General features: G+C 71.7%; 22 protein-coding genes. 12 read left to right on the top strand and 10 right to left on the bottom strand.

The annotated features are described in order from the left end of the window. The first annotated feature begins 74 nt into the window (after window positions 1–74). A complete protein-coding gene (locus tag AB0878_RS41570; protein ID WP_366587252.1) occupies window positions 75–707 on the top strand; it encodes a class I SAM-dependent methyltransferase in 633 nt (210 codons plus the stop codon). Window positions 708–746: 39 nt separating this feature from the next. Here AB0878_RS41570 and AB0878_RS41565 read toward each other — a convergent pair whose 3' ends face one another. From AB0878_RS41565 to pip, 4 genes are all read right to left on the bottom strand, one after another. Further along, a complete protein-coding gene (locus AB0878_RS41565; RefSeq protein ID WP_366587250.1) occupies window positions 747–2639 on the bottom strand; it encodes a S8 family serine peptidase in 1893 nt (630 codons plus the stop codon). Between the two features lie 240 nt (window positions 2640–2879). Beyond that, window positions 2880–4265: a dihydrolipoyl dehydrogenase gene (gene lpdA, locus AB0878_RS41560; protein ID WP_366587248.1), complete on the bottom strand. Its 1386-nt coding sequence runs from the start codon at window positions 4263–4265 to the stop codon at window positions 2880–2882. 52 nt (window positions 4266–4317) lie between these two features. Further along, window positions 4318–5103 (bottom strand): lysophospholipid acyltransferase family protein, encoded by a 786-nt coding sequence (locus AB0878_RS41555; protein WP_366587246.1) that lies wholly within the window; start codon window positions 5101–5103, stop codon window positions 4318–4320. A gap of 63 nt (window positions 5104–5166) precedes the next feature. Beyond that, on the bottom strand, window positions 5167–6573 hold the full coding sequence (gene pip / locus AB0878_RS41550; RefSeq protein ID WP_366587244.1) for a prolyl aminopeptidase: 1407 nt from the start codon (window positions 6571–6573) through the stop codon (window positions 5167–5169). Window positions 6574–6610: 37 nt separating this feature from the next. On the opposite strand from pip, the gene AB0878_RS41545 reads away from it, so the two are divergent. From AB0878_RS41545 to AB0878_RS41515, 7 genes are all read left to right on the top strand, one after another. Beyond that, window positions 6611–7648 carry a LacI family DNA-binding transcriptional regulator gene (locus AB0878_RS41545; RefSeq protein WP_366587242.1) on the top strand — a complete coding sequence of 346 codons (1038 nt, stop codon included), beginning with the start codon at window positions 6611–6613 and terminating at the stop codon, window positions 7646–7648. 79 nt (window positions 7649–7727) lie between these two features. Beyond that, the gene (locus tag AB0878_RS41540) at window positions 7728–8411 is read left to right on the top strand and encodes a response regulator transcription factor (RefSeq protein WP_366587240.1); all 684 of its coding nucleotides are present in this window, start codon (window positions 7728–7730) and stop codon (window positions 8409–8411) included. Between the two features lie 2 nt (window positions 8412–8413). Then, window positions 8414–9760 (top strand): HAMP domain-containing sensor histidine kinase, encoded by a 1347-nt coding sequence (locus AB0878_RS41535; RefSeq protein ID WP_366587238.1) that lies wholly within the window; start codon window positions 8414–8416, stop codon window positions 9758–9760. A gap of 150 nt (window positions 9761–9910) precedes the next feature. After that, window positions 9911–11332, top strand: a complete 1422-nt coding sequence (locus AB0878_RS41530) for an amino acid permease (protein ID WP_366587235.1) — start codon at window positions 9911–9913, stop codon at window positions 11330–11332. Further along, window positions 11329–12108: a carbon-nitrogen hydrolase family protein gene (locus tag AB0878_RS41525; RefSeq protein ID WP_366587233.1), complete on the top strand. Its 780-nt coding sequence runs from the start codon at window positions 11329–11331 to the stop codon at window positions 12106–12108. The genes AB0878_RS41530 and AB0878_RS41525 overlap by 4 nt, the downstream gene beginning before the upstream one ends. After that, entirely contained in the window at window positions 12105–13799 is a 1695-nt protein-coding gene (locus tag AB0878_RS41520) for an NAD(P)/FAD-dependent oxidoreductase (RefSeq protein ID WP_366587231.1), read from the top strand. The genes AB0878_RS41525 and AB0878_RS41520 overlap by 4 nt, the downstream gene beginning before the upstream one ends. A gap of 113 nt (window positions 13800–13912) precedes the next feature. Further along, on the top strand, window positions 13913–14545 hold the full coding sequence (locus AB0878_RS41515; RefSeq protein ID WP_366587228.1) for a TetR/AcrR family transcriptional regulator: 633 nt from the start codon (window positions 13913–13915) through the stop codon (window positions 14543–14545). A gap of 178 nt (window positions 14546–14723) precedes the next feature. On the opposite strand, the gene AB0878_RS41510 is transcribed toward AB0878_RS41515, so the two are convergent. Beyond that, window positions 14724–15452, bottom strand: coding sequence for a TetR family transcriptional regulator (locus tag AB0878_RS41510; protein WP_366587226.1), 729 nt, complete (start codon window positions 15450–15452; stop codon window positions 14724–14726). Between the two features lie 67 nt (window positions 15453–15519). On the opposite strand from AB0878_RS41510, the gene AB0878_RS41505 reads away from it, so the two are divergent. The 3 genes from AB0878_RS41505 (at window position 15520) to AB0878_RS41495 (ending at window position 17392) form a co-directional block, all read left to right on the top strand. Continuing rightward, entirely contained in the window at window positions 15520–16404 is an 885-nt protein-coding gene (locus tag AB0878_RS41505; protein ID WP_366587224.1) for an alpha/beta hydrolase, read from the top strand. 170 nt (window positions 16405–16574) lie between these two features. Then, window positions 16575–17003: a hypothetical protein gene (locus AB0878_RS41500; RefSeq protein ID WP_366587222.1), complete on the top strand. Its 429-nt coding sequence runs from the start codon at window positions 16575–16577 to the stop codon at window positions 17001–17003. A gap of 203 nt (window positions 17004–17206) precedes the next feature. After that, a complete protein-coding gene (locus AB0878_RS41495; protein ID WP_285973648.1) occupies window positions 17207–17392 on the top strand; it encodes a DUF5302 domain-containing protein in 186 nt (61 codons plus the stop codon). A 70-nt stretch (window positions 17393–17462) separates the two neighbouring features. Here AB0878_RS41495 and AB0878_RS41490 read toward each other — a convergent pair whose 3' ends face one another. After that, a complete protein-coding gene (locus AB0878_RS41490) occupies window positions 17463–17888 on the bottom strand; it encodes a MarR family transcriptional regulator (protein WP_366587219.1) in 426 nt (141 codons plus the stop codon). Between the two features lie 57 nt (window positions 17889–17945). Between AB0878_RS41490 and AB0878_RS41485 the strand changes: the two genes are divergently transcribed. Beyond that, window positions 17946–18473: a DUF6790 family protein gene (locus AB0878_RS41485; RefSeq protein WP_366587217.1), complete on the top strand. Its 528-nt coding sequence runs from the start codon at window positions 17946–17948 to the stop codon at window positions 18471–18473. Between the two features lie 66 nt (window positions 18474–18539). Here the strand turns inward: AB0878_RS41485 and AB0878_RS41480 are convergent, their stop codons facing one another. From AB0878_RS41480 to AB0878_RS41465, 4 genes are all read right to left on the bottom strand, one after another. Next, on the bottom strand, window positions 18540–19613 hold the full coding sequence (locus tag AB0878_RS41480) for a Glu/Leu/Phe/Val dehydrogenase dimerization domain-containing protein (RefSeq protein WP_366587215.1): 1074 nt from the start codon (window positions 19611–19613) through the stop codon (window positions 18540–18542). Between the two features lie 137 nt (window positions 19614–19750). Continuing rightward, entirely contained in the window at window positions 19751–20944 is a 1194-nt protein-coding gene (locus tag AB0878_RS41475; RefSeq protein ID WP_366587212.1) for a kynureninase, read from the bottom strand. Then, complete coding sequence (locus AB0878_RS41470) at window positions 20941–21732, bottom strand: tryptophan 2,3-dioxygenase family protein (RefSeq protein ID WP_366587209.1); 792 nt, start codon at window positions 21730–21732, stop codon at window positions 20941–20943. Before AB0878_RS41470 ends, AB0878_RS41475 begins: the two co-directional genes overlap by 4 nt. Next, on the bottom strand, window positions 21729–22574 hold the full coding sequence (locus AB0878_RS41465) for a PaaX family transcriptional regulator C-terminal domain-containing protein (RefSeq protein ID WP_366587207.1): 846 nt from the start codon (window positions 22572–22574) through the stop codon (window positions 21729–21731). Before AB0878_RS41465 ends, AB0878_RS41470 begins: the two co-directional genes overlap by 4 nt. Between the last annotated feature and the right edge of the window lie 38 nt (window positions 22575–22612).

The following is a 22612-nucleotide window of genomic DNA, read 5'->3' as shown; positions in this document are numbered from 1 at the left end:
ACGCTGCCACACCATCCGGGCCACCACAATCCACGTCGTGGACTCGCGGCCGTCACGAGGGCAGACTTGCGGAAATGGGACCACGAGACACTCTGCTCGCCGGGCTGGCGCGGCAGCTCGGCCACCCCAGCGGGCTGCCCGGCCGGGCCGTCGGGCGGCTGCTGAACCGCACCAATCGCGGCAACATGACGGCGGCCGTCGAAGCACTCGACCTGAAGCCCGGGGAGACGGCGCTCGACATCGGCTTCGGCGGTGGCCTGGGCCTCGACCTGCTGCTGCGCGCCGCGGCGGGCGGGACGGTGCACGGCGTCGACATCTCCGACACGATGATCGCCAAGGCCCGCGCCGCGTTCCCCGCCAACATCGCCGCCGGCCGGTTGCGCCTGCACCGCGGCACGATAACCGCGCTGCCGCTGGAAGACGCGTCGATGGACGCCGCGATCACGCTCGACACGGTGTACTTCGTCGACGACCTCGACCTGGCGTTCGCCGAGGTCGCCCGCGTGCTCACGCCGGGTGGCCGCTTCGTGCTCGGCATCGGCGATCCCGAGGCCATGAAAGCCATGCCGTTCACCGAACACGGCTTCCGGCTGCGCCCGGTGGCCGACGTCGAGACGGCGCTGGGCGAGGCGGGGCTGAACCTCGACCGCCACGAACGCGTCGGCGAGGGCACCCGCGCCTTCCACCTGCTGGTCACGAGCAGGTGAGGCGGCGGCCCCGAGCTGCCCGGGGCCGCCGCAACCGCACTAGCTCTGCGGCACGCCCAGCGCCGCCAGCGCCGGGCCCGCCATGATCACGCCGGCGCCCGTCACCGGGTCGTACCCGGGCGCGCCCAGGTCGATCGCGCTCGCCACCAGGGCCGAGCGGATCTCCGCGGGCGTCGCGGTGGGCTTGCCCGACAGCAGCAGCGCCGCGATCGCCGCCGCGTGCGGGGCGGCCGCGGACGTGCCGTAGAACGGCTGGAAGCCGGCCACGGAGGTGGCGACGCCGTCGGCCGCGGTGATGTCCGGCTTGGCCCGCGTGGCGCCGCCCGTCGAGGAGACGTTGCCCGGGGTGAGCTCGGTGCCGTCGGGGTTGAAGAACAGGTGGCGCTGCCCGTCGGAGGTGAAGCGTTCCCACTTGCTCGCCGCGGTGAACCGGCCCGGGTACGGGCCGGCCGGGTTCGCCGGGTCACCGGTCTCGAGTGGACGGCCGAACGCCGTCGCCGCCGGGGCCGCCGCCACGCTGAACGCCGCGGCCGCGGCCGAGTGGCCCGAGGTGACGCCCGCCGTGCTGAACGCCTTGAGCGAACCGGAGCCCACGAACCGGCCACGGATCACGTTGAGCGCGAGGAACCGGTCGGCGCCGCTGTACTTGACCACGGCCACGCGGTAGCCCGAGCCCGTGGTCGGCACCGAGGCGATCTCGTACGGGTTCTGCGAGCCGGTCTGCGGATTGTCGCTGGAAGCCACGACGCTGCCGGACGCGTTGAGGATGAACAGGTCGTAGTCATTGCCCGACCGGCCCCACGGGTCCGACCAGAACAGCGTGACGGGCTTGCCGAGCGAACCCGCCGACAGCGGGTCGGAGGTCTGCACCGCGGAGCCCGGGTCGAAGTCGTGCGGTGTGCCGCTGATGCCCGGCAGCGTGGTGGCCGAGGCGCGGAAGTCGCCCTCGTAGTAGCCGCTGGTGCCGTCGGTGAGGTTGCCGGAGTTGCCTGCGGACGAGAAGTACAGCGCGCCCGCGGCGGTGACGTCGTTGACCGCCTGCGCGACCTGCGTGTCCTGGAACGGCGACTCGTCGAAGTAGGCGACGTCGTCGACGATCACCGTGCAGTGGCCGGTGGTGCGCAGGGCGCGGATGTTGGCGGCGAAGCTCGCTTCGCTGGTGAACGCCGTGGCGAAACCGAGCGTGGCGCCGGGCGCGAGGTCGTGGACGATCTCCAGCATCGCCGTGCCCTCGTCGCCGCTGCCGGCCTGGCCCGCCAGCACGTCGACGGCCGGCAGCTCGCCCGCGGCCTGCGACTTCGACAGCGAGTTGACACCGTCGGACAGCACGCAGACCTTGATGCCGGAGCCGGTCACGCCGTACTGGGCGCGGGCGGTGTCGGCGCCGTGGGCCTTGTCCCCTTCGGACACCTGCGTCACGGCTCGCGCCACGAGCTCCCGGCGCGGGTCCTGCTCACGCCACGTCATCGCCTGCGCGGCCGGCGCGACGGCGGCCACGTCCCCGCGCGCTGCGATCTTGTCCACGGCGGCGAGCGGCAGGTCCGCGCGCACCGCGCCGTCCGGCGAGGCGTAGCGGACGGTTCCCCCGGCCGCGCGCACGGCCTGGGCCACGGCGGTCCCGGCGGCGCCGGTGATGTCGACGGAGACCGCGCCGCTGTTCGCCACGGGCAAGCCCGTGCGGTAGTCGGGCAGCAGCGCCGCGAGCGCGTGGTCGGCCCGCAGGCGCTTCTCGATCACCAGCCGGCTGTCCTGCTTGCGCTCCGCGGGCGTCAGCGACTTCTTGATGCCCTGCAACGCGCTGATGCCGGCCTCGGTGCGCTGCGCGACCACGTCGGCCGCGGACGGCTGCGCGCTCGCCACACCGGCGCCCAGCAGCACCACCCCCACCGCCAACGGCACCGACCGAGTGGCGGCCCGGCTGAATCCCCGCATCGACTCTCTCCCTGCCTCGCCCGCTCCACCGGCGGTAGTCAGACGAATCTAGGGAGTCACCACCGCACAGTACACCGACAAAAGTTTGAAACGTCCGGTGTGTCCACTCCGTGGCCCGGCGGTCAGCGTAGCGGCCTGTCCCCCGCTCGTGGACCGACTCCGGGCGAACGGGTGATGAACCCACGGACGACGGCGCCGGACCGTCCGCAGTGGACGATCCGGCGCCGTGGCGGGAAGAACTCAGAAGTTGATCATGTGCCCGGCCAGCCCGTGGATGGCTTCCTTCACGGCCTCGCCCAGGGTCGGGTGGGCGTGGACGTTGCGGGCGACCTCGTGCACGGTCAGGTCCCACTGCTGGGCCAGCGTGAGCTCGGGCAGCAGCTCGGTCACGTCCGGGCCGATGAGGTGCGCGCCGAGCAGCTCGCCGTACTTGGCGTCGCTGAGGATCTTGACGAAGCCGCCGGCGTCGCCGAGGCCCTGGGCCTTGCCGTTGGCCGTGAAGGGGAACTTGGCGACCTGCACGTCGTAGCCCTTTTCGCGGGCCTGGGCCTCGGTCCAGCCGAAGCTGGCGATCTGCGGCTGGCAGTAGGTCGCGCGCGGGATCATGACGAAGTCGAGCTCCATGGTCTCCGCGCCGGCGATCGTCTCGGCCGCCACGATGCCCATGGACTCCGACGCGTGCGCCAGCATCAGCTTCGCCGTCACGTCGCCGATGGCGAACAGGTGCGGCACGTTGGTGCGGCCGCGGCCGTCCACCGCGATGGCGCCGCGCTCGGTCAGCTCGACGCCGGTGTTCTCCAGGCCGTAGCCCTTCACGTTGGGCGCGAAGCCGATGGCCTGCAGGACCTTGTCGGCCTCCAGCACGTCCTGCTTGCCGTCCTTCGACACCGTGACGCGAACCTTCGCGCCCGAATCGTCGATGGCTTCGACCTTCGTGCCGGTGAGCACCTTGATGCCGAGCTTGCGGTAGCGCTTGGCCAGCTCCGCCGACACCTCGGCGTCCTCCAGCGGCACCATCCGGTCGAGGAACTCGACGATGGTCACGTCCACGCCGTAGTTGCGCAGCACGTACGCGAACTCCACACCGATCGCGCCGGCACCCGCGATCACGATGCTCTCGGGCACCTCGCTCTCGAGGATCTGCTGTTCGTAGGTGACCACGCGGTCGCTGCGGGAGGTACCGGGCAGCAGGCGCGCCGTGGCGCCGGTCGCGATGATGCAGTTGTCGAACGTGATCCGGTCGCCGTTGACCTCGAGGGTGTGGTCGTCGACGAACGTGCCGTGGCCGTCGTACTCCGTGATCTTGTTCTTCTTCATCAGGAAGTGCACGCCCTTGACGCGGCCGTCCGCGACCTTGCGGCTGCGCTCGTAGGCGGCCGAGTAGTCGAAGCGGATCTCGCCGTCGGAGGAGATGCCGTAGGTGGCGGCTTCTTCCTTCACCGTGTGCGCCAGCTCGGCGTTGCGCAGCAGCGCCTTCGACGGGATGCAGCCGACGTTGAGGCACACCCCGCCCCAGTACTTCTCTTCGACGACCGCCGCGCTCAGACCGAGCTGTGTGGCGCGAATGGCGGCCACGTAGCCGCCGACCCCGGCCCCCAGGACCACGACGTCATAGTGTGCACTCATACCGTCCAAATTACCCCGAACCGGCTGGCGGGGCGGGGTGACGGTGCTCGCCTCACGCACCGTCGCCGGGCGGCTCTTCACCGCGGATCCCGGCCAGCAGATCCGTCACCGCGCGCATGATCCGGGCGGTCGCCTCTTCGAGCACCTCACGGGTCGGCTCGCCGTTCCGAAGATCCGAAAGGTCCACCGGCGGGCCCGCCACGAGCTCGACGGTCTTGCGCGGGATCCCGTGCGGGAACCAGGCTCCGGCGGGCAGCAGGTGGTGCGTGCCCCAGTTCGCGACGGGCACCACCGGCACGCCGGTCTCCAGCGCGATCCGCGCGACGCCCGTCTTGCCCTTCATCGGCCAGCCGTCCGGGTCGGCCGAGAACGTGGCCTCCGGGAAGATCGTCACGCACTCGCCGGCTTCCACCGCCTTCACTGCGTCGCGGTAGGCCCCCGCGGCCGTCGGCGCGCCTCGGTACACCGGGATGTGCTGCCCGGACCGCATCACCGACCCGACCACCGGCAGGTCCCACAGGCTCGACTTGGCCAGGTACCGCGGCACCCGGCCGGCGGCGAGGCAGAACGCCGTGAGCGTGGTCGGGTCGGCGAACGACAGGTGGTTCGACGCCACGAGCACCCCGCCCGAAGCCGGGATGTGGCGCGCGCCGCGCACCCGGAAGCGGCTGAACAGCACCAGGAACTGCCAGACCACCTCGATCGCGAAGCTGTACCAGGCCCCGCGGCCGGCGCGGGCGAAGCGCCGGCCGTAGGCCTCCATCTGACGGAAGGTGAGCAGCTCCCCCTCGTGTTCGAGCGGGATCCAGCGGTCGCGCGACCGGTTTCGCAGGGCCATGAGCGTCATTCGTAGCCGAAGACCACCCGGCTCGGTGACCCCGGGTCCCGGACGCGGCGCGGATCACACCCGCTCGAGGACCACCACGGGGATCTCGCGGTCGGTCTTCTTCGCGTATTCGTTGTAGTCCGGCCACACCGAGGCGAGCTTGTCCCACAGCCGGGTGCGTTCCTCGCCGGAGACCGTGCGGGCGCGAGCGGTGAACTTGTCGGCCAGCACCTGGACGCGAGCCTCCGGGTTGGCCTGCAGGTTGAGGTACCAGCCGGGGTGCGCCGGCGCGCCGCCCTTGGAGGCGACGATGACGGGGTTGCCGTCCACCTCCTGGTAGATGAGCGCGAACTTGCGGTCCTCACCGGATTTGCGGCCCTTGGTCGTCAGGACCAGGGTCGGCACACCGGGCTGCCACTCGTGGCCGACCTCGCCGTCGGTCTCCTCGTAGCGGCGGACGTGCTCGTCACCGTAAAGCATCCGTGTGATTCCTCTCGGCTCGTCGATCTCGTGCTCGGCCCAGCCTGCCGCGAACCGGTCCGTCGTGCTGATCAGCTCGTGCAGGGTCCGGGGTTCGTCGAAGGCGTGCCCGGCGTCGGAGATCATCTTCAGCTCCGCACCTGGCAGTACCTGCGCCAGCTCCCACGCCGTGGTGGCGGGAGTGACCACGTCGTACCTTCCCTGGACGAGAACGCACGGGATGCCCGCGAGCTTCCCGGCCTCGCGGATGAGCTGGTCCTCGGCCAGCCAGCCGCCGTGGCGGAAGTAGTGGTTCTCGATGCGCGCGATGGCGAGCGCGAACTCCGGTTCGGTGAACGCCGAAACCACTTCCTCCTGCGGCGTGAACTTCACCGTCTCGCCCTCCCACCGGCTCCACGCGACCGCCGCCGGTCCGTGGACTTCGGGGTCCGGGTGGTGCAGCAGCTCGTGGTAGACCTCGAGCAGGTTGTCGCTGCGGCGCGCGTACGGCACGGGCGCGAGGAAGCGCGACCACGCCTCGGGGAACAAGCACGCGGCGCCGCCGCCGAAAAGCCACTGGATCTCTTTCACCCGCAGTGTCGCCACCCCGCGCAACACGAGCTCGCTGACCCGGTGCGGGTACTGCTCCGCGTACGCGAGGGCAAGCACGCTGCCCCAAGAGCCCCCGAACAGCTGCCACCGGTCGATGCCGCGATCCTCGCGCAGGAGCTCCATGTCGGCGACCAGGTGCCAGGTGGTGTTCACCGACAGGTCCGCCTCGGCCGTGCTGCCGTGGGGTGTGCTGCGGCCGCAACCGCGCTGGTCGAAGAGCAGGATCCGGTACCGCTCGGGGTCGAACAGCCGCCGGTGCCGCGCCGACGCGCCGCCACCGGGACCGCCGTGCAGGAACGCGACCGGCTTGCCCGCGGGGTTCCCGCACTCCTCCCAGTAGATTACGTTGCCATCGCCCACCGGCAGCATCCCGTGGTCGTAGGGTTCGATTTCCGGGTACAGACCGAGCATGGGGCCACTATGCCCGAGGAACCACCATGGAGGAGCGATGAAGTCCGGGCCGCACGTGACGCTGGCGGACGTGGCACAAAGCGCCGACGTGTCACTCGCCACGGCTTCGCGGGTGCTCAACGGCACCGCGTCCGTCCGCACGGACCTGCGCGACCGCGTGATGTCGGCCGCGGCTGAGCTCGCGTACGCACCGAACGCACACGCGCAGGCACTCGCCGGAGGGACACATCGGACGGTCGGGGTGATCTGTCACGATGTGTCCGATCCGTACTTCTCCGCGGTCGCCGGCGGGGTCATGAAGGTGGCCAACGGCAACGGCCTGCTCGTGATGCTCGCCGACACCTTCCGCGACCCCGACCGCGAAGTGGCGTACGTCTCGGCGCTGCGGGCGCAGCGGGCGTCGGCGATCGTGCTGATCGGGTCGGCGTTCGAGGACCGCTCCTGGGAACGCGCGATGGCCGCGGAGCTCGACCCGTACCGCCGCGGCGGCGGCCAGGTCGCGGCCGTCAGCCGCCACCGCGGGCTCAAAGTGGACACCGTGCAGCCCGACAACCGCGGCGGCGCGGCCGCCCTCGCGAAGGCGCTGGTCGGGCTGGGGCACAAGCGCTTCGCCGTGCTGGCCGGTCCGATGCGGCTCACCACGGTGTGCGACCGGCTCGACGGGTTCGCCGAGGAGCTCGCCGCCCACGGCCTGCCGCTGTCCGACGAAGACGTCCTCGAGACCGAGTTCACCCGCGACGGCGGCTACGACGCGGCGAAGCGGCTTCTGGAGCGCCCGAAGCGGAAGCGCCCGACGTGCGTGTTCGCGGTCACAGACCTGATGGCGATCGGTGCGCTGGCCGCGTTGCGCGAGGCCGGCGTCGCCGTGCCGGGCGAGATCTCCGTGGCCGGCTTCGACAACATCCCCGTGGTCCGGGATCTCACTCCGGCGCTGACCACGGTCGCGCTTCCCCTGGAACAGCTGGGCGAACGCGCGATGGACCTGGCGCTCAAGGGGTCGGGCACGCGGGCCCGCACGGTCCGCGTCAACGCCGAGGTCGTGCTGCGCGAGAGCACCGCGCGCCCGCGGCGCTGAGCACCGTCCTATGTAGACGAAAAGCGCCGCCGCGGGTTTTCCGGCCCGGTCCGGCCGGGGTGTTGGTTAGGCTGCTCCCGTGGCCAAGGTGCTGGTGGTGGAGGACGACCTGACGATCGGCGGCGTCCTGGAGTCGTCGCTCGCGCGCCACGGTCACGAAGTGCGCTGGTGCCGCGACGGCCGCAGCGCCCTGAACGAGGCCGGCGCCGAGCTGGTGCTGCTCGACCTGGGCCTGCCCGACCTCGACGGCGTCGACGTGTGCCGCCGCCTGCGCACGAGCATGCCGGGCGCCGTGGTCGTGATCCTCACCGCGCGGGCCGACGAGATGGACGTGGTCGTGGGCCTCGACGCGGGTGCCGACGACTACCTCACCAAACCCATCCGCCTCGGCGAGCTCCTGGCCCGCGTGCGCGCGCACCTGCGCCGCGGCGCGCCCGCGAACCCCGCCGTGCCGGTCGTCACCGTCGGCTCGCTCGTGGTCGACCCGGCGAGCCGCCGGGCGATCGTCGGCGGGCAGGAGGTCGACCTGCGGGCGCGGGAGTTCGACCTGCTGGCCCGCCTCGCCGAACAACCCGGCGTGGCGGTGAGCCGGGAGCGGCTGATGGCCGACGTCTGGGACGCGAACACGCACGGCTCCACCAAAACGCTCGACGTCCACATCGCCGCGTTGCGGCGCAAGCTCGCCGACGCCGCGCCCGAGCCGGCGGACGTGCCCCGGATCGCCACCCTGCGCGGGCACGGCTACCGCCTGGAAGAGGCCTGAGCGTGCGCCGCCGGATCGTCACGCTGACGGTGCTGGCCGCCGTGGTGGCCACCGTGCTGTTCGGGCTGCCGCTGGCCGTCGCGGCGCTGTGGTACTTCCGGGAGAACACCGGCTCCGAGCTCGAACGCGCCGCCGACGGCACGGCCTTGGAGGTGTCCGACGCGCTCGCCGCCGGGCGTGTGCCCCGCCAGCCCGTGCAGGGCAGCGCGACCGTCGGGATCTACGACCCGCAGGGACGGCTCGTCTCCGGCACGGGCCCGGACACCGCCGACGCGGTGGTGAGCCAGGTGTCCGCCGCAGACGTCGACGTGGCGTCCGGACCGGTCGACGGCGAGGACGTGCTGGCGGTGCCGGTGATGGACGGCGCGCGGCTCGCGGGGGTGGTCCGCGCCGCGATGCCGCACGACGTGCTCCTGCGCCGCGTCGGCCTGACCTGGCTCGGGATGGTCGGGTTCGGCGTCGCGGCCGTCGCCGCGAGCTGGCTCATCGCGCGGCGCATCGCGGCCCGGCTGTCGAGCCCGCTGGAGGAGCTGTCGTCGGCCGCGGCCCGGCTCGGCGACGGCGACTTCACGGCTCGCAGCCCGCGCGCCGGCATCACCGAGATCGACCGGGTCGGCACGGCACTGGACGTGACCGCGGAGCGCATCGGCGAGACGCTCGATCGCGAACGCGCGTTCTCGGCCGAGGCGTCGCACCAGCTGCGCACGCCGCTGGCCGGCCTGCGGTTGCAGCTGGAGGCCGCGCTGGAGACGCCCGGGCTCGACCCGTACGAGGCGATCCGCGCCGGTATCGACTCGGCCGACCGGCTCGAGCGCACCATCGACGACCTGCTCGCGTTGTCCCGCGAACGCCGCGCACCACGCGCGGAGCTCGACCTCGCGGGGATACTCGCCGAGCTGCGCGACGCCGGCGCTCCGCTGCTCAACGGCCGCGGGCTTCGCGTCGAAGTCCAGGACCCGCCCACCGTCCGGGCTTCGGCGGCGGCCGTGCGGCAAGTGCTCGCCGTGCTGCTGGACAACGCGACTACCCACGGCCGCGGGCCGGTCACCGTCGTCGCGCGCGACGCGGGTGGCGCGCTCGCGATCGACGTGGCCGACGACGGCCCGGACCTCGGCGACACCGATCCGTTCGCCCTGGCCCGCACCGCTCCGCCCGGACACGGCATCGGGCTGCGGCTGGCCCGCAGCCTGGCCGAGGCCGACGGCGGGCGGCTGCGGCTCTCGTGCCCGCACCCGCCGACGTTCACGCTGCTGCTGCCCGCGAGTGACGACCCGGCGCGGCCCGCCACCCCGGTCGAGCCCGCTGAACCGGCCCGGCCGGCTGAAGCGTCGCCCGCCGTCGCGGAGTGAACAGATCACCGTTTCCGACCGTGAAAGTGCAATGAAACACCCAGATCTCATCCGAACGCGCAACGTTTTCCAGTTTTCGGGGCACACTTCGCTCGATACCGTGGCTCGCGCCCGATCTTCATCGCAGCCTCGACGACGAGGAGTAGCCAGGTGACGTCCACCCCGACCCGCGTACGGCTCGGCACGGCGCTGGGGCGCCGCAAACCGGTCGCGGACCTGGTGGCCGAAGCCGGCCACGGGCCGTTGAAACGCTCGCTCGGCCTGGGCCAGCTCACGATGCTGTCGATCGGCGCGACGCTGGGCAGCGGCATCTTCGTGGTGCTCGGCGAGGCCGTGCCGGTGGCCGGACCCGCCGTGGTGCTCTCGTTCGTGCTCGCCGGGGTCACGGCGCTGTTCTCCGCGCTGTCCTACGCCGAGCTCGCCGGCATGATCCCGCTGTCGGGCTCGTCGTACTCCTACGCGTACGCCACGCTCGGCGAGCTGGTGGCGTGGGTCTGCGGCTGGTGCCTGATCCTGGAGTACGGCGTGTCCGTGGCGTCGGTGGCCGTCGGCTGGGGCCAGTACGTCAACGAGCTGCTGCAGCTGGCGTTCGGGTTCGCGCTGCCGGAGTCGATCAGCGGCCCGCCCGGCGACGGCGGGCTGGTGAACATGCCCGCGATCGTCGTCGTGCTGCTGGCGATGGTGCTGCTGCTCTCGGGCGCGAAGGAGAGCGCGCGGGCCAACGCGATCATGGTCGGGGTGAAGATCGCGACGCTGGTCCTGTTCTGCGCCATCGCGTTCACCGCGGTGCAGGCCAAGAACTTCACGCCGTTCCTGCCGATGGGCCTCGCGGGCATGAGCGCGGGCGGCGCGAAGTTGTTCTTCTCCTACATCGGGTTCGACGCCGCGTCGACCGCCGGCGAGGAGGCCCGCAACCCGCAGCGCGACCTGCCGCGCGCGATCCTGCTCTCGCTCGGCATCGTGACGGTGCTCTACTGCCTGGTGGCCGTCGCGGCGGTCGGCGCCTTGCCGTGGCAGCAGTTCGACGACCAGCAGGCGGCCCTGTCCCACGTGCTGACCTCGGTGCTGGACAGCCCGTTCTGGGCCGGTATCCTCGCCGTCGGCGCCATCGTGGCGATCTCCAGCGTGGTGCTGACCGTCCTCTACGGACAGACGCGCATCCTGTTCGCCATGTCGCGCGACGGGCTCGTGCCCCAGGCACTGTCCACAGTGCACCCGAGGACCGGCGTGCCGCGCACGAACACCCTGGTGGTGTCGGCGTTCGTCGCCGTGCTCGCCGCGTTCGTGCCGCTGGGCAAGCTCGCCGACGCGACCAGCATCGGCACGCTCTTCGCGTTCGGCCTGGTCAACATCGCCGTGCTCGTGCTGCGCCGGCGCCGCCCCGACGACGCGCGCACGTTCCGCGTGCCGTTCTCCCCCGTCACGCCGATCCTCGGCGTGCTCTGCTGCGCGTACATGATGTTCAGCCTCGACGGCGCCACGTGGGTCGTGTTCGGCGGCTGGATGCTGCTCGGGCTGGTGCTGTACTTCGGGTACGGCATCCGGCGTTCGCGGCTGGCGGCGGCGAAATGATCGTCGCCGTCCACCAGGGGCCGTACGAGGAACTGCCGGCCGCACTAGCCGCCGCGGCCGAAGGCGGGGCCGTGCTCGTGGTCACCGCGGAGATGATCACCACGGGGTACGCGATCGGCGCCGCCGCGGTCGCCGAGCGCGCCGAGCCGGCAGACGGACCGCTGGCGCAGGAGCTGGGCATGCTCGCTCGTGCGCATGGTGTGGCACTGGTCTACGGCTACCCCGAACGCGACGGCGACGCCGTGTACAACTCCGCGCAACTGCTGTCGGCGCAAGGGGACCGGCTCGCGAACTACCGCAAGACGCACCTGTTCGGCGACCTCGACCGCGGCCAGTTCTCCCCCGGCACCGAACCCGTGGTGCAGGCCGACCTCGACGGTCTGCGCCTGGGCCTGCTCATCTGTTACGACGTGGAGTTCCCCGAGCTCGTCCGCGCCCACGCACTCGCCGGCACGCAGGTCCTGCTCGTGCCGACCGCGCTGATGCGGCCGTACGAACGCGTCGCCGACGCCGTTGTGCCTGTGCGAGCGTACGAAAGCCAGCTGTACGTGGTGTACGCCAACCGTTGTGACGTCGAGGGCGAGCTGTCCTACTGCGGCCACTCGAGCGTCGCCGCGCCCGACGGCACGGTGACGGCGGCGGGCGAAGGACCCGAGCTGATCTTCGCCGACGTCGACCCGGCCGTGCTCGCGCGGGCCCGCACCGAGAACACCTACCTGGCCGACCGCCGGCCCGCGTTGTACCGATCCCTGACCGAAGAAGGACCCCAGGCATGACCTCCGCCGTCCCGACCGCGATCCCCACGGACGAGCCGGCCGGGCGCCCGATCACCATGTTCGGCCCCGACTTCCCGTTCGCCTACGACGACTACCTCACCCACCCCGCCGGCCTCGGGACCGTGCCGGCCGAGCACCACGGCACCGAGGTCGCGGTGATCGGCGGCGGGCTGTCGGGCGTCGTCACGGCCTACGAGCTCATGAAGCTCGGGCTGCGGCCGGTCGTGTACGAGATCGCCGAGCTGGGCGGACGCCTGCGCACGCACCGCTTCCCCGGCCTGCCCGACGACGTCGTCGCCGAGATGGGGGCCATGCGCTTCCCACCGGCGTCGACCGCGTTGTTCCACTACATCGACAAGGTGGGGCTGCGGACCTCGCCGTTCCCGAACCCGCTCGCGCCCGCGACGCCGAGCACCGTCGTGGACCTCAAGGGGCAGAGCCATTACGCGCGCACGCAGGACGACCTGCCGCCCGTGTTCGGCGAAGTCGCGAAGGCGTGGCAGCGCACGCTCGACGAGCACGCGTCCTTCGCCGAGATGCAGACCGCGATCCGCGACCGCGACGCGAAAACCGTGAAGCGGATCTGGAACGAGCTCGTACCCCGCCTGGACAACCAGACGTTCTACGGGTTCCTGTGCGACTCGCCCGCGTTCGCGTCGTTCAGCCACCGCGAGATCTTCGGCCAGGTCGGCTTCGGCACGGGCGGCTGGGACACCGATTTCCCCAACTCGATCCTGGAGATCCTGCGCGTCGTCTACACCGGCGCCGACGACGAGCACCGCAGCATCACCGGCGGCAGCAGGCAGCTGCCCGTGCGATTGTGGGACCACGCACCGGAAACGCTCGCGCACTGGCCCGCCGGCACCAGTCTCGCGGCGCTGCACGAGGGCGGCCGGCCGCGCCCCGGTGTCACGCGGCTGCACCGCACGGCGCCGAACAACGTGACCGTCACCGACGCGTCCGGGCACATCCGCACCTTCCGCGCCGCGGTGTTCACCGCGCAGAGCTGGATGCTGCTGTCCAAGATCGAATGCGACGAGTCGCTGTTCCCGATCGACCACTGGACGGCCATCGAGCGCACGCACTACATGGAGTCCTCGAAGGTCTTCGTGCCCGTGGACCGGCCGTTCTGGCTCGACCGCGACCCCGTGACCGGGCGCGACACGATGAGCATGACGCTGACCGACCGGATGCCGCGCGGCACCTACCTGCTCGGCGACGACCCGGACAAACCCGCCGTGATCTGCCTTTCCTACACGTGGGCCGACGATTCGCTGAAGTGGCTGCCGCTGAGCGTGTCCGAACGCGTGGAGGTGATGCTGCAGTCGCTGCGCGAGATCTACCCCGGCGTCGACGTGCGCAAGCACCTCGTGGGCGACCCGGTGACCGTGTCGTGGGAGGCCGAACCGCACTTCATGGGTGCGTTCAAGGCGAACCTGCCCGGCCACTACCGCTACCAGCACCGCCTGTTCACGCACTTCAAGCAGGACAACCTGCCCGAGCGGTACCGCGGGCTGTTCCTCGCCGGAGACGACGTCTCGTGGACCGCGGGCTGGGCCGAGGGCGCGGTGCAGACGGCGCTCAACGCGGTGTGGGGCGTGCAGCACCACTTCGGCGGCGAGTCGGCGCCGGCCAACCCCGGCCCCGGTGACCTGTTCGACGACCTGGCCCCGATCGAGCTGCCCGACTGACCCCGCGGCCCGTCAACCCGTACCCGGCGGTAGCCAACCGATGGTGTCGCCCGGGCGCGACACCGCCGGAGATCGGTCGGCCCCACTGAACCGATCATGCGAAAATATTACTCATGAATACGGAGCCGGCGCCGAAGTGGCGGAGACTGGAACCGGACGAGCGCAGAGAGCAGATCTACGCCTGCGCGGCGCGCCTGTTCGGCGAACGGCCCTACTCGGCGGTGTCCACTTCGGACATCGCCGCGGCCGCCGGGGTCGCGCGGGGGTTGATCAACCACTACTTCGGCACGAAACGCGAGCTGTACCTGGAAATCGTGCGGCGCGCGCTGACCGTGCCGCGGCTCGCGATCGAGATCCTGCCCGAGGGCCCGCTCGAGCTGCGCGCCGACGCCGCCATCGACTGGTTCCTCGACATGGTGCGCGCGCAGGAGAAGACGTGGCTCGCCGCGATCGCCCCGGAGGGCATCGGGCGCGACGCGGAGGTCGACCGCATCCTCGAACAGGCCGACCGCGAGTCGGCCGACCGCGTGCTGGAGGCCGTCGGGCTCTCGCGCGACAGCGAGCACGGCGAGGAGCTGAACGCGGCCGTGCGGGCGTTCGCCGGCATGGTGAAGGCGGCCGGACGTGAGTGGCTCGTGCGGGGCTCGCTGAGCCGCGACCAGGTGCACACGCTGCTGAGCAAATCGCTCGTCACGCTCATCGGTGAGGTGTTCCCGCTGATCCAGGGCGAAGTCCCCGGGGAATGACGGAACCCCCGGCACCACGAGGGGGGAGGAAAGTGCCGGGGGCCCCGGCCGGAAGCCTCACGACCCCCGGCTGCTTTCCACGTTACCCCTGGTCGACGTGGGTTCGGTGTCAGTTTCCCCCGGATTCCACCGGGGTGGTCACACGTTCGGCCCACGCCGGAAGGCTGCCGCCACCCGATCAGGCGCGTGGCTCGGCCTCGAGCTCGGCCAGGCGGTGCGCCAGCCCGTCCACGCAACGGCGCACCGCGTAGTCGTACAGGCGGGCGCACCAGCCGGCCGCCAGCTCCGGGTCGGCCAGCAGCTCCCGCATCGCCCGGCCCTGCGCGGCCATGCCGGGCAGATCGGCGCGGTCGTGGTAGGTCGCGTACTCCTCGGTGTTGTCCAGGCTCAACGCGAGCGTGCTGTCGCGGTCGTCCTCCATCGCGACGAACTGGCAGGCCGTGGCGACGAGCAGGTTGTAGGCGAGCACGCTCTCGTCGCCGAAGCCCGCGGCGAGCAGCACGCTGACCCCGCGGTCGATGGTGCGGATCGCGGCCGACACCGACGGCCCGAACAGCACCAGCCGCCGCGCGGTGCCCGGGTGGGCCCGCAGCACCGTGCGCAGCTCGGCCAGCAACTCGGCGAACCAGTCCTGCCACGGCAGGTTTTCGTCGGGCAGGCTCAGCAGGCCGACGACGCGGTCGAGCACCGCGGCCACGACCGCGTCCCGGTCGCCGACGTGGTGGTAGATCACCGCCGGGTAGGCGTCCACGGCCGCCGCGAGCTGGCGCAGCGTCCAGTTGTCGAGGCCGCGCTCGGCGGTCAGCGCGACCGCCGCGTCGATCACCTTCTCGGCGGTGACGGCCGGCAGTCCCGCCGCCGCGCGCGAGCGAGGGCGGTTCCCGGCCCGCGAGGACGAAGACGGCATGCGATGTACCGTATCCGGACAACGACGGCCCGTGCCAGGATTCGGGGATCTAGGGCAGGATCAGGGCATGCCCCGTGCCCTGGCCAACGGCCTCGAACTCGAGTACGACACTTTCGGCGACGCCGCGAACCCGCCACTGGTGCTCGTGATGGGCCTCGGTGCCCAGATGGTGACCTGGGAGACCGGGTTCTGCGAGCTGATCGCGAGCCACGGTTTCTTCGTCGTCCGCTTCGACAACCGCGACATCGGCCTGTCGGCCTACCTCGACGACCTCGGCGCGCCCGACCTGGCGGGGATCGCGGCCGGGCAGGCCTCGGCGCCGTACCTGCTCTCGGACCTCGCCGACGACACCGTCGGCCTGTTCGACGCGCTCGGTTTCGCGACGGCCCACGTGGTGGGCGCGTCGATGGGCGGGATGGTCGTGCAGCAGCTCGCCATCGACCACCCGGACCGGCTGCTGAGCCTCACCTCGATCATGTCCACGACCGGCGACCCGACCGTCGGGCAGACCTCGCCCGCCGCGCTGGCCACGTTGACGCGACCACCCGCGGCGACGCGCGAAGAAGCCATCGAGCAGAGCATCGCGTCCTACCGCACCACCGGCTCGCCGGGGTACCCCGCGACCGACGAGCACCTGCGGTTCAAGGCGGCCCGGGGCTACGACCGCGCGCAGCACCCGATGGGCACGCTGCGCCAGGCCGCCGCCATCGTCGCTTCGGGCGACCGCACGGAAGCGCTGCGCTCGCTGCGCCTGCCGACGGTGGTCGTGCACGGCGACTCGGACCCGATGATCGACCTCAGCGGCGGCAAGGCCACCGCGGCCGCGATCCCCGACGCCGAGCTCGTGGTCCTCCCCGGCATGGGCCACGACCTGCCCGAACCGCTGTGGCCGGAGATCGTGGGCGCGATCGTGCGCGCCGCGAGCCGCAGTCGCCGATCCGGCCAAAAGTAGGCCGGCCCCCCGCGCGGTACGCAACCGTTGCCACGAAGGCATTCGGCCGTGACTGTGGTCGGATCGGCAACGTTCGGCACAGTTAAGGAGATGTCAAGAAGACGGCGCGGGCTGTAGGGAAAGCGTCCGCGCCTCTCGTGCGGTGCGGGCGGGCGCGCTGAGCTGGACCCATGCGCATCACCGGTGGTTTCGGCTTCCCGCTCGGTTGCGCGGCCGTGGTGGCCGCCGCGATCGGGGCGGACGTCGCGGGGGCGACCGCGCACCCGCTCTACGCGCTGGTGCCGCTGGCGCTCGTCGTGGTCGCCGCCGCTGCGGCCACGACCCCGGCCGCGGCGGCGGGGATCGCCGTCGTGGCCTGGGCCGTCGACTCCGGCTTCGTCCTCGGCCGCGAAGGCCAGATCGTCTTCGACACCGCGAGCGGCCGCGCCGCCCTCGTGCTCGGCACGGTGCTCGTCGCAGGCTTGCTGTCTCGGCTCGTGGTGACAGCGGCGGGCCGCGCCCGCCGCCGCGTTCACCCGCGGCCGCACCGGTTCGTGGCGTCCGTCCCCTCGCCGCGATCCGCCGGACAGCGGCGAGCCGATCACGCAGCCTCCGCTTGATCGGCTCGGCCGGTACCCCGTCCGGAGCGGCCAACCCGTCGTCGTTGGCCGTTCCCGGACGGGGTACCGGCGCGTCCGGCGCTGGTCGGGCGTGGTTGGCTGTGCGGGTGTGACCGGGTCCCGGTGTGTCGAAATCGACTCGCGTCGGGCACCCGGCGGTGCCAGGCTGGGACGGTCACACGTCGTCACCTTCGGAGGTAAGCATGAGTGATCCGCAACCGTCGCCCAGCGGCGAGGAGGACGACGTCAAGCGCAAGTTCCGCGAGGCGCTGGAGCGCAAGCAGGCCCACGCCCGCTCGGGCTCCGCCCACGAAACCGGCGGCGGCAAGAACCAGCACGCCCACGGGCCCGCCGCGAACAAGCGCACGTTCCGCCGCAAGAGCGGCTGAGCGTCACCCCACCGACGAAGGCCCTCTCACCGCGGTGAGGGGGCCTTTTTCCTGCCTTTCGCAGCTCGGGTCACGGGTCTCGGGGTTCCAGGAGCCGGGCCAGCCTTGCGGTGTCGCGCAGGTACTGCTCGTACGGGAAGCCGGCTTCGAGCAGGGCGGCGCGCAGCTCGTCGTAGAGCGGTTTCCCGTTGTCGTGGAAGGCTTTCGCGCCGACCTCGGTGATCGTCACGAGCCGGCGCCGGGCGTGTTCGGGATCCTGGCGGACCTGCACGAGCCCGGCGGTCTCCAGCGGGCGCAACGCGCGGCTGATCGCCGGATCGGACACCGACAGCGCCTGCGCCAGCTGGTGCTGGGTCACCGGCTGGATGTCCTCCAGCGTGCCCAGCAGCCGCATCTGGCTGTAGCTCAGGCCCCCGGCACCGTCGGCCCGCCGCCGCGCGGCCTCCCCCATCAGGAACACCACGCGGTGCAGCAAGTCAGCGAGATCGTCGTCCACGGGACCAGTCTACCTTGAGTCTTGCGAGGTTAATATTAACCATGCAACACTCAAGCCATGACCACCACCGCTTACCTCGCCCAGTCAGCCGTTCCCCTGCTCTTCATCGTGGTGCCGACCATCGGCGCCTTCGTCCGCACGCGGCACAGCCCCTCACGCCGAGCCGCGCTGGAGACCTGGCAACGGTGGTGGGCCATCGGCGCCCTCGGCTGCAGCAGCCTCTGGATGACGCTGGCGTTCCTCGGCGCCCCGGACGTGATGTCCACGGCGATCGGCTTCACCCGGACCCCGTTCGAGTTCGAAATCGCCTTCGCCAATCTCGGGCTGGCGGTCATGGGCTTCCGCGCCGCGTCGGCATCGGCCTCGGCCCGGGAACGCATCACGATCGGCATCGGCGCCGGGATGTTCCTCTGGGGCGCGGCCGTCGGTCACCTCTACCAGTGGTTCGCCAACGGCGACCACGCACCGGGCAACACGGGCGGCGTGGTGATCACCGATCTGCTCATCCCGGCGGTGATGATCATCCTGGCGCGCCGCGCGCAGCGACTGTCCACATCGGAGCAGACGACGCCGGCCCTCGTCTGAAACCCTTCCTGAACAAAGAAAAGCGGGCGCACGGTAACTCCCGTGCGCCCGCCGTCGGGCAAGAAGTCAGACTGTCAGGATCGACCGCAGCCGGCCGACGTCGGCCATGCGGCGTTCGGCGAGCCGGTCGGCCGCCGTGGCGGGCGGGACGCCGTCGGCCTTGGCCAGGGCGTACACGGCCTTCGTGGTGTCGAAGATGGCCGTGGTCTTGCGCTGGGCGCGGGCGAAGTCGAAGCCGTGGCGCTCGTCGTCGACCTGGATGACGCCGCCGGCGTTGACCAGGTAATCGGGGGCGAAGAGGATGCCGCGGTCGTCGAGGAGCTTGTCGACGCCCGGGTGGGCGAGCTGGTTGTTCGCGGCGCCGCAGACGATGCGGGCCTGCAGAGCGGCCACCGTCTCGTCGGTCAGCACGCCACCGAGGGCGCACGGAGCGAAGACGTCGAGGTCCGTGCCGATCAGGGTGTCCACATCGGACACCACCTCGACGCCGGGGTACGCGGCGCGGGTGCGCTCGACGGCGAGCGGCGAAACGTCGGTGATCACGACCTGCGCGCCCGCCTCCACGAGGTGGCCCACCAGGATGTGGCCGACCTTGCCGACGCCGGCGACGCCGACGCGACGGCCGGCCAGCTCGGGCACGCCCCACACGTGGTCGGCCGAAGCGCGCATGCCCTGGTAGACGCCGTACGCGGTAAGCACCGAGGAGTCGCCCGCACCACCGTCTTCGGGCGAGCGGCCGGTGACGAACTTCGTCTCGCGGGCCACCACGTCCATGTCGTGCACGTAGGTGCCCACGTCGCAGGCCGTGATGTAACGGCCGCCGAGGGACTGCACGAAGCGGCCGTAGGCACGCAGCAGCGCTTCGGACTTCATCGTGGCGGGGTCGCCGAGGATCACAGCCTTGCCGCCGCCGAGGTCGAGCCCGGCCAGCGCGTTCTTGTACGCCATCCCCTTGGAGAGCGCGAGCACGTCGTCGAGCGCGTCGTCCTCGGTGGCGTAGGGGTAGAAGCGGGTGCCGCCGAGCGCGGGGCCCAGTGCGGTGGAGTAGATGCCGATGATGGCCTTGAGGCCGCTCGCCTCGTCGTGGCAGTACACGACTTGCTCATGGCCGCTGTGCCGGCCGAACACTCCTTCGGTCACGGTGGTGACTCCCTTGTCTGACCGCTCGCGGTTCGTGGCCGCGCGCTCCGGAAGGTGGTGTGCCGGATGGAGGTCGTCCACCCCGCACACCGCCAACCTAGAGCCATCCGCGCGAACCGACCACCGCAGGTCGTCGATCAGCCGGCGACGACCTTCCCGAGCGTCGCCATCGCCGCTTCCAGCTGGCTGTCGGACAGGTAGGGAGCGGGGCCGAACCGCAGGTAGGAGCCCCGGCTGTCGGTGCGGACGCCGTGCTCGGCCAGCGCGTGCTGCAGCTCGCCGGCCGACGGGCTGCGCAGCGACAGGAACCCGCCGATCATGCCGAGCGGCGTCTCCCGGTCCCTCGACACCACGTCGGCGGGCAGGCCGAGGTCGTCGAAGCACTGCGCGAGCAGGCCGACCTGGTGCTGCGACACCGTGCGCAGGAACTCCGGCGTCAGGCCGTGCTCGGCGAAGAACCGCTGCACGCGCACCCCGCGGTAGTGGCTCGACGGGTCGTAGGTCGCGCCGGCGAAGCGGTCGCCGCCGGTGGCGTAGGCGACGCGGTCCGGGCGCTGCCGGTCGGCGAGCGCGCCGAACTCCGCGTACCAGCCGGTGACGACCGGGCGCAGTTCCTGCGCGTGGGCGGGCAGGCGCAGGAAGCAGTTGCCCTCGCCGAGCTGGAGGTACTTGTAGCCGCCGCCGACCACCCAGGCGTTGGTGAGCCCCAGGTCGTGCAGGGAGAACGGCACCACGCCCAGCGCGTGGTAGGCGTCCACGACCAGCTCTACGTTGCCGTCGCGGCAGACGTCGGCCAGGTGCGCGAGCCCGGGCACGAGCCGCGAGGTCTCGAACAGCACGGCGGACACGAGCACCGCGGCGGTGGTGCTGTCGACCTCGGCGGCCACGCGTTCGGCCAGCGTCGGCACGGGGTCGACGGGCACGCGCACGACCTCGACGCCCTCTTCCTCCAGCCGCGCGAGCTGGCGGCGCAGGGTGTGGAACTCGCCGTCGGTGGTCACCAGGCGCGGCCGGGCGCGCAGCTCGATCGCCGAGAGGAACCGGATCACGAGCTCGTGGGTGTTCTGCCCGAGCGCGTACTCGCCGTGCGGGTCGGACAGCAGCGCGCGGAAGCCGGCGCGCAGCTCGTCGGCCTTGGCGAACGCGGCCGCCCACTTCTCGTCGACGTCGCGGGCCGCGTCGGCGAACGCCTCCAGTAAGCCTTTCTCCGCGACGTCGGGCCAGGCCTGGTGCGAATGCGCCGAGAGCAGCAGCCGGTCGGCCACGCGGAAGCGCGAGTAGTGCGGCGCGAGCGCGTTGTCGTCCGCGCGCAGGGAGTCCAGCGTCGTCACAGCTTGCTCCGCACGGCCCACAGGTCCGGGAACATCGGCTGGAAGAGAGTGCTGCGCAGGTACTTCGCGCCCGACGACCCGCCCGTCCCGGTCTTGTCGCCGATGGTCCGCTCGACCATCTTCACGTGCCGGTAGCGCCACTCCTGCATCCCTTCGTCGAGGTCGACGAGACACTCCGCGACCACCGAGGGGCCGCCGTCGTCCTGGTAGACCTTCAGCAGTACCGCCTGCAGTTCCGCCGACGGTGCCACCGGCCGGGTGACGTCCCGATCACCGTCCACGGCATAACCGCTGTTCGCGAGGTACTTGAGGAACGAGTCGAACAGGGACGGCCGGGCCATCGCGGCGGCGATCCGGGCGCGCTGCTCGCCGCCTTCGGGGTAGTGCGCGAACACGCGCTCGTCGCGGCGGCCGAGCACCGCCTCCAGTTCGCGGAACTGCGCGGACTGGAAGCCACTCGACTGGTCGAGGCGCGCGCGGAAGCTCGTGAACTGGCTGGGCGTCATGGTCTCCAGCACGTCGAGCTGCGCGACGATCACCTTCAGCACGGTGAGGATGCGCCGCAGCGTGCGGATCGCGTGCGCGGTGTTGCCGGCTTCGAGGTTGGCCTGCAGGAACTCCGCCTCGTGCAGGATCTGCTTGAACCACAGCTCGTACACCTGGTGGATCACGATGAACAGCAGCTCGTCGTGCTCGTCGGAACGCGGGCGCTGGGCCTGCAGCACCTCGTCGAGCGCGAGGTACGACGTGTAGCTCAGCGCGGCCTGCGTGTCGTCGGTCTGGGTCATGGGGTCCTCACCTCGTCGAAATCACCGGTCCGCACGGCACGGTCGAAGTGCCGCTGCGCCGCGGGCGCGAGCGCGGCGTACAGGTCGTGGAAGAGCTCGACGGCCGCCGCGCGCCGGCCGGGCGCGGGGATCAGCTCGCCGGGCAGCTCGGGGTCGAGCGACGGGAACACGCGGAACTCGTGGACCAGTCTCGTCCGCACCGTAAACGCTTGCGCGTCGGACAGCCCGTCCGGGCCGCGCGGGGTGCCGCCGAACTCGGTCACGAAGGCGTCGTACCGGGCGGACAGCTCGTCGAGGTCCCAGGCGCGCCCGGCGAACCGGCGGACGTCCAGCGCCGCAGAGGGGGTGCCCAGCATCAGACCGGCGTGCTCGGTCACGCCCAGCTCGGCGAGCAGGCCGAGCACCTCGGCCTCGCGGTCGTGCGGCGCGATCCACGTGCCGTCCTGCACCGGGCCGAAGCCGAGGAACCGCAGGCGCCGCACGAGCGTCTCGCGGGCCTGGCGGCGGGTCTCGGGGATGTTCTGCCACAGCACCGTCCACGCGCCGGCGGGCCGGTCGCGGCGGCCGAGGCTGAAGATGCGCCGGTCGCCGTCGGCCAGGACCGCGACGGTGCGGCTCGTGAGCGAGTAGTGCACCAGCCGGCCTTCGCGGTGGCGCGCCAGCAGGTCGCGGTTGACCAGCCGGGTGAGCGCGATGCGGGCGGCGCCGTCGGAGAACCCCAGCTCGGTGAGCAGCGACACGAGGCCGCCCGACCACACGCGCCGGCTTTCGCGCGGCTGCACGTAGCTGCCGAGGAGGGTGATCACCAGCTCCTGCGGTCCGGTGGGCGATGGCTCGGGCACGCCATGACTCTATACACCTCAGCCCGCTGCGGTGTAGC

It is taken from the genome of Amycolatopsis sp. NPDC047767 (genome assembly GCF_040704195.1).
Lineage (GTDB): Bacteria > Actinomycetota > Actinomycetes > Mycobacteriales > Pseudonocardiaceae > Amycolatopsis.
This window is presented reverse-complemented; position numbering and strand designations above follow the sequence as displayed.